The 6,540-nt window shown below is 66.0% G+C and carries 8 protein-coding genes; 5 read left to right on the forward strand and 3 right to left on the reverse strand.

Annotated features, from left to right (window positions below):
• From ACFWPJ_RS21370 to ACFWPJ_RS21380, 3 genes are all read right to left on the reverse strand, one after another.
• On the reverse strand, positions 1–686 hold a 686-nt coding region (locus ACFWPJ_RS21370), incomplete at its 3' end, for a hypothetical protein (RefSeq protein ID WP_378853911.1).
• Positions 683–883 (reverse strand): hypothetical protein, encoded by a 201-nt coding sequence (locus tag ACFWPJ_RS21375; protein WP_378853913.1) that lies wholly within the window; start codon positions 881–883, stop codon positions 683–685. The genes ACFWPJ_RS21375 and ACFWPJ_RS21370, both read right to left, overlap by 4 nt.
• Positions 884–1,344: 461 nt before the next feature.
• Positions 1,345–3,285 carry an N-6 DNA methylase gene (locus ACFWPJ_RS21380; RefSeq protein WP_378853915.1) on the reverse strand — a complete coding sequence of 647 codons (1,941 nt, stop codon included), beginning with the start codon at positions 3,283–3,285 and terminating at the stop codon, positions 1,345–1,347.
• Positions 3,286–3,699: 414 nt separating this feature from the next.
• Here ACFWPJ_RS21380 and ACFWPJ_RS21385 point away from each other — a divergent pair, with 414 nt between their 5' ends.
• From ACFWPJ_RS21385 to ACFWPJ_RS21405, 5 genes are all read left to right on the forward strand, one after another.
• On the forward strand, positions 3,700–4,080 hold the full coding sequence (locus ACFWPJ_RS21385) for a hypothetical protein (RefSeq protein WP_378853917.1): 381 nt from the start codon (positions 3,700–3,702) through the stop codon (positions 4,078–4,080).
• A gap of 88 nt (positions 4,081–4,168) precedes the next feature.
• Complete coding sequence (locus ACFWPJ_RS21390) at positions 4,169–4,669, forward strand: hypothetical protein (protein ID WP_378853919.1); 501 nt, start codon at positions 4,169–4,171, stop codon at positions 4,667–4,669.
• Positions 4,666–5,244, forward strand: coding sequence for an exonuclease domain-containing protein (locus ACFWPJ_RS21395; RefSeq protein ID WP_378853921.1), 579 nt, complete (start codon positions 4,666–4,668; stop codon positions 5,242–5,244). The genes ACFWPJ_RS21390 and ACFWPJ_RS21395 overlap by 4 nt, the downstream gene beginning before the upstream one ends.
• A 54-nt stretch (positions 5,245–5,298) precedes the next feature.
• Positions 5,299–5,889, forward strand: a complete 591-nt coding sequence (locus ACFWPJ_RS21400) for a DUF4352 domain-containing protein (RefSeq protein WP_378853923.1) — start codon at positions 5,299–5,301, stop codon at positions 5,887–5,889.
• A 53-nt stretch (positions 5,890–5,942) separates the two neighbouring features.
• On the forward strand, positions 5,943–6,540 hold a 598-nt coding region (locus ACFWPJ_RS21405; protein WP_378853925.1), incomplete at its 3' end, for a DUF4352 domain-containing protein.

Raw genomic sequence — 6,540 nt, forward strand, 5'->3', positions numbered from 1 at the left:
TCCGCCACCGATTGAGGCGTGCGGTAGGTCGAAGGAGTCACACCCTCGGTTTCGGAGATAAATAGGTGGATCGCTGCGAATCCCTGGAAGCCCAATCCCGCAGACACGTTCACAAGACGTTGCACGGTGTCCAACCGTGCTGGTCGTAGTTCGCCGATCACGGTTGCCGCAGCCGGCGCGATGCCGTGCTTCCGCAGAACCGGATCCACCTCTGCGGCAATGAGACCCAACATGCCAGCGTGTGATTCTATTTGTGCCCACGCAGTCTCATCGACAACCCACACGAAGGCGAGTAGCAGCGCCGCGTCGAGCACTGCGGTTGGCGTCGTCCCCGGGAACGCACGAAAAGCAAGCGCTTTCGCATCCCGGATCGCCGGACCCGGATCATCAGGTCCGGATCGCAGTGACCCCGTGGCGAATCTGGCTGCGAGATGACTCCGAAGCCGGCCACCATAGGTGGCGTCGGCGAACTCCTCAGCCCGCCTGTTCCGAGCCGGGATCACCCGGGAATCCAGCCAGGGCAGGACGTCGCCGGCGCGGTACGTGCGTATCCTGCCGTCAGTCCGTCCCGCGGGGAACCCACGGCCACGCCCCCGCCAATGAGCGATCGACGCCGCATCGACGCCGATCGCCGCTGCCAGTTCAGTTGTTGTCATCCACTCGTCGAGCGGGATCGAATCGCTCACCACGACAAGCCTGTTCGGATGGCCAGGTACCCCGCGACCACGGTCGCTGTCAGCATGATGGCGAGGAACACGACCTGCAGAGCCTGCTTCCAGCCCGCCTGTCCGGACAGGAAGGCATCGAGCAGGGTGCCGATGAGGCCGAGAACAGTGGTCGGACGGACGGGCCGCTGCGGTACAGGCGGTTGGACGGTTGGCATGGTCCCCTCGAAAGTTGTGGTGGCGCTGTGGGTCTCAACCCTGCCACCCACTCCTCCGGGAGCACAACAGGTCACATGTCATTGATTCCGATGACATGCCAGGGGTAGCCTGATGAACGTGAAGTCATTTTCACAGCTCAAGACAACATCAACCACATTGCAGCAGTCGCAGACGCCACTCAGATTCCTTGACGTAGTAACACTACGCCCTCGCGGGAGGGCGACGGTATCCACCCGTGGGTGGATGCGGCCGGTGCCCGCGGGCATCCAGTCAGGAAAGCGCGTCCTCGATCGAGCCAACTGCGCCTACCCCCGACGGCTCTCCGGTTCCTGGTTATCAGCGGTGCGACACCCTGCGTGGCGAAGCACCGACTTCCGGTGAGGTGCAACGCAAATGGATCGAACGCATCGCCATGAAGCCGGAGGAGCAGTGTCGAGCAGAGCGATGAGAATGCCGCTTGCTACTCGCGGCTTGGAGCCAGGACCCCGGCGGTCAGCCCCGTTCCGATCAGCTCGGCGGCACTGACGGCAGCATCCGCCGTCCGAGCCGCCGCTACTCGCAGAAGATGCAATCTGCGGAAAGCCTCCGCATACGGCTTCTGCTCGGCGAGGCGCAGGATTGGGATCCGCAATCGGGACGGGTCGAGCCGGATCGTGGTCGAGCCGAACATCGCCGCCGAGTTGTCGGGGCTGCCGATGAACCCAGCGAAGAACCAGGGATCCATCCTGGTCGGGTCGGTCCGGAAGACGATCACGCCGGAGCCGGGGACCGCACCGATGTCGGCACCCTCGGCGACGCGGGCGCCTTGGGCTGCGCCGTGGTCGTCGCGGAATCGGGACACCAGGACGTCACCTTCGCGAATCAGTTCGGCGGACACCGCAACACCTGGTCCGGTGAGGCCGGATGGGCCTTGTCCGGCGACGAGATCGCGGCCGGAGAGCACGGGACGCTGGGGTGCGTCGGGGTCCGCGGCTTCAGGGGTCGTCGGTACGAGTCGAACCGCCCCACCTCGTTCGAGATCACCGACGGTGGCGGTGCGCAGCGCGGTGTCGCCGCGAGTTGACCATTCCTTCACCGTCTCGGCGACGCTGCGTAGTTCGGCGAGTTGCTCGCCGAGAAGGGCGATGGCGGCGTGTGCGGAGGCCGCCACGTTGCTGGGGTCGATGGCGGCGCGGACTCGGCGGGCGGGCGTCAGGTCGACGTCGTCGTCGAGGATGTCCATCGTTCGGACGACCGCGGCGAGGTCGGCGACCGTGGCGGCGTCTACGTCACCGTGATCGAAGGCGCGCCATGAGTCGAGGACTCGTTCGGCGAGAACTTGCCAATCCGATTGGGCGTCACCGTGACTGGGCAGGCGCGCCGAGTCGGTGAACAGCACCGATTCAGCGGGTTCCGGGCCGGGACGACGCAGCACCCAGATCTGCAGTCCCACCTGGCGTGGCGTCGATGCCCCCTGCGGCAGCGCGATCACCGCACGCAGGGCCCCGCCACGGAGCAGCTCCATGCGGATTCGACGACCAGATGTTCGGGAGGCGACGGCCGGCGGAAGAAGAACGACGGCAGTCCCTCCGACACGCAGGTGCGCGAGAATGTGCTGCACCCAGGCAAGTTCGGATTCACCCCGCGGCGGCACCGAGTACTCCCAGCGGAGGTCGACCGCCAACGACTCCGCACCCCAATCACGTTGCGCATAGGGAGGGTTGGCTAGCAGCGCGTCGAACTTCTCACCGGGGAAGGCGTCGTCGAGCAGGCTGTCGCCGGTACGGATGTCGACCGTGGCGGCGGGGACCCTCGCATGCAGAAGTGCGGCGGTGCGGGCTGCCTGAACGGGGAGCACGTCCTGGCCGGACAGCGCGGTGACGCCGATCCGGGCGGCTTCGAGAAGGAGAGTGCCACTGCCGCAGGCGGGGTCGAGCAGGCTGCGTGGAGGTGGAGACGCTGCGGCCGTGAGGATGTCGGCCATGAGAGCGGCGACGGGCGGGTCGGTCGGGTAGACACCGGTACTTGGCACCGCGTCCAGGCCGCGCTCGGCAAGCACATCCAGGACCTGCTTGACGTCGGTCGCGGCGACGGCATCACGAAGGGCCGCGTGCACTGGCGTGTCCGGCGCCGAAGTGAGGTCACCTACCAGCTCCATCAGCGCCGGCACGGTGGCTGGGTCGACGCCGGACCGCAGCACGGTGCGCAATTGCTGCAGCGGTGAGTCGGCGGTCTGTACCCCGTGGCCGCGCAGCCATTGCTGTACCTCGCCGAGATCGAACAGGGGTCGAGCCTCGGAGCCGCCGGTCACCGGGACCGGGAAATCGGCGTGCCTACGGCGCCAATTGCTGACGGTGGCGCGGGTGACACCGGCCATCCGGGCGATCTCCGCTGCGGCGACTGTGGCGGTTGAGTCCGACATATGCCTCCCTTTCGACCTGCCACCACGTGGAGGGGGTCGTCAAACGCAAGGTTACACCGTATGGGATTGACGATGTTTTCAACACTCACCCCAGCTCGCAGCCAATGTTCACCAGAGGCATACTTGAAAACATTGTTAATTGCTTGACGATGAGATGACGCAGCTGCTACGTTCTATCCATCGGCAACACACCTCCCGCCGACCGCAGAGCAGACCGAAGTTGTTGCTCCGCACCAGATCCCGACCACGATCCGGCCGTCACAAAACCGTACTTCGTCGTGCCTTCCATCACCCGAGAGGAGAGGTATGTCCACCCACCGACGAACTCGGCACCGTCGACACCGGTCAGGAAGCCCTCGCGCGCTGACTCTCCGGAATGGCGACGACCTGCGCAAACAGCGACTGCAGACCCCGGTGACGCGCTGCTTCCACGGCAAACGGCGGTACTTCACCCGTGCTGATGCCGAGCTCGTCCTCGGTGGCATCGACACCCGCGACCCCCGACGTCGCGAGGTGCGGTGCTACCAGTGCCCGGTATGCCACGGCTGGCATCTCACCAGCCAGACGATCGAGCAGTACGCCGCAAGCACCTCACCAACTCCGCCGGTCCGCGCGCCGATCAAGCTGGACGTTCCCGTCAGCAGCAGCCAGGTGCCGACCCCGGCCGAACTGGCAGCCCGACTCGGGGTGCGGCCGATCACCCCACCCGCACTGCATCCTGCCTCGACGATCACCAGGCTGCGCAAGCTGTTCGACCGGATTCGGCGACAGCTCGCCGAGCGCCGCAGGCGCTGACATACCCCTCGAATTCTCGCCGGGCAGGTACTGCCACGGCGCGACCCCGCACGCCCCGATCGGGTATTGCCGACCCCACGGAGTTGACATGACAACGACTTTCGCGCCACCGCTGGTGGCGCTCGACACCACCGAGCAGGAGCTCGTCGTCTGGCAGGTGAACATCAGTCCGGAACCGATGGTCTCGCGATTGACCGGTGCCTGGGTCGTCTCGCACAGCCGATCCACGACGAACCAGCACCTGGTGCACGGATTGCCCTCGGTGCGGTACAGGCCGATCGTTCTCCCCGCCGGGGTCACCAGCTCAGCCGTGATCAACATGCACGCCACCGCCGACGCGGTGCGACGCGAAATCGCCTCGGCCGAGGCCGCATTCACTGCCGAAGTCGCGGGCGGCCGGAAGCTCGAGCGTCCGCGGTGGCCGGTGCTGCCAGACGTCACACCGGTCAACGTCCTCGCCTTGGCCACTGCCATTGCCGACATCGCCCATGACTGGGCGGAATTCGAAACCCTCCGCCTGTCGCGGCCGTACCTCGTTCAGTGCGGTGGCCCGCGTATTCGACCCCTTCCCCTGGAGGAATCCCGATGACTCTGTCGTTCGCCGCTTTCGACGTCGAAACCGCCAACCCAGACCGCGGCAGTATCTGTTCGATCGGCATTGCGGTCGTCCACGACGGTGTGCGGGTACGGACGCACTCGCTGCTGTGCAGGCCGCCTGCCGCTGTCGACAGTTTCGCGCCGTTCAATGTGCGCGTCCACAAGATCACGCCGGCGACGGTCGCGAGCCAGCCCACCTTTGCCGAACGGCTGCCCGAGGTGCGAGCCCTGGTTGGTGACCTGCCGGTGATCGCCCACAACGCGACGTTCGACATGAACAACATGATGCGAGCCTGCGAATTCAGCGGCGCTCCGCTCCCCCGGTGGACCTACGGATGTTCGTTGTCGTGGTCGAAACGGCAACTGCGGCTGGCGAATTACAAACTCAGCACCGTATCGGCCGCACTCGGGGTTTCGCTCGAACAGCACCACGAAGCGGGAGCTGACGCCGCCGCGGCGGCAGACATCACCCTCGTCTTGGCCCGCCTTGCGGGCGCCACCTCGATCGACGAACTGGCCCGGATCAACAGCTCACCGCTCAGCGCGCTCGGCGGGGTCTACGGCTGATCGCAGCCGGTCCGACAACTGAAAACCAATTCCCTTCTCTCCCCAGGAGTCACGATGACCAACCCCCAGTACCCCGCCCAGCCCGGCTACCCGCAGGGACCCCACTACCCGCAGCCGCCGCGGAAGAAGAAGGTGTGGCCGTGGGTGGTCGGTGGAATCCTCGCCGTCATCCTGCTGATGTTCGGCGGCTGCGTCGCTCTGATCGGTGGGGCGGCGAACGAGGTCGCCAAGGCCGAGGAGAAGCGCAACACCGCCGCGTCGGCCGGATCGGAGGTCCGCGACGGGAAGTTCTCGTTCCTGGTCAAGGGTGTGGAAGAACCGGTGACGGTGATCGGCACCAACGACATCCTGAAGGAACAGGCGCAGGGCGAGTTCATCCAGGTCCACGTCGACGTGACCAACGTCGGTAACGAGGCGCAGCACTACTTCGGGTCGAACCAGAAGCTGATCGACGATCAGGGGCGCGAGTTCGCCAACGATACGGGCGCCGAGATCAACGTCAACGACCATCTCACCGAGGAGATCAATCCCGGCAACAAGGTGTCGATCACCCTCGTGTTCGACGTGCCCCAGGGCACCGTGCCTGCCGCGGTCGAGTTCCACGACTCGGCCTTCTCCGGCGGCGCGCGAGTCGCACTGAAGTAGCTGGCTTCGGCGCCGGGATGTGAGTCCCGGCGCCCTCGGACCGAGGAACCACGATGACGAACCCGCCCGGCTATCCCTCTCAACCGCCCTACAACCTGCCGCGCCCATACCCTGCCCCCGGATTCCGGCCGCCACCCAAGAACAACAATGCGCTGATTCTGTGGATCGCGGGCAGTTGCATCGGGGTGTGCATGCTCGGTGTATTCGCCATCGGCGCAGACACATCGGACTCGTCGAACCGTTCGAGCGCGACCACCACCAGCCGCTCGGTCCAGGGCGCAGGCATCCCGACCGGTACTCCCGCGCAGACCACAGTCGCCCCGAAACCGGCCAAGAACCAGCCGGCGCCCGCCGGAACCGCGGTGCGCGACGGCAAGTTCGAGTTCCTGGTGACCGGCATTGACCAGGGCGACACGGTCCTCGGCGATGGCTTCTGGTCCGAGCGGGCAACCGGGGAGTTCATCGTGGTCCGGGTCCAGGTCACCAATATCGGCAACGAAGCCCGCACCTTCTACGGCACCAACCAGTACCTCTACGACGAGCACAACCGGAAGTTCGACAGCAGCTTCGGTGCCAACGCGGCACTGTCGGACGATTTCGGCAGCATCGAGCTGAATCCGGGCCTGAGTGTGGCCACGGCCATCGTGTTCC

This window comes from Nocardia sp. NPDC058497 (assembly GCF_042720195.1).
Classification (GTDB): Bacteria; Actinomycetota; Actinomycetes; order Mycobacteriales; family Mycobacteriaceae; genus Nocardia.

What these genes read in the sequence shown, in the direction of transcription:
- ACFWPJ_RS21375 (WP_378853913.1), bottom strand. Translation starts at nt 883, where the DNA reads ATGCCAACCGTCCAACCGCCTGTACCGCAGCGGCCCGTCCGTCCGACC.
- ACFWPJ_RS21380 (WP_378853915.1), bottom strand. Translation starts at nt 3,285, where the DNA reads ATGTCGGACTCAACCGCCACAGTCGCCGCAGCGGAGATCGCCCGGATG.
- ACFWPJ_RS21390 (WP_378853919.1), top strand. Translation starts at nt 4,169, where the DNA reads ATGACAACGACTTTCGCGCCACCGCTGGTGGCGCTCGACACCACCGAG.
- ACFWPJ_RS21395 (WP_378853921.1), top strand. Translation starts at nt 4,666, where the DNA reads ATGACTCTGTCGTTCGCCGCTTTCGACGTCGAAACCGCCAACCCAGAC.
- ACFWPJ_RS21400 (WP_378853923.1), top strand. Translation starts at nt 5,299, where the DNA reads ATGACCAACCCCCAGTACCCCGCCCAGCCCGGCTACCCGCAGGGACCC.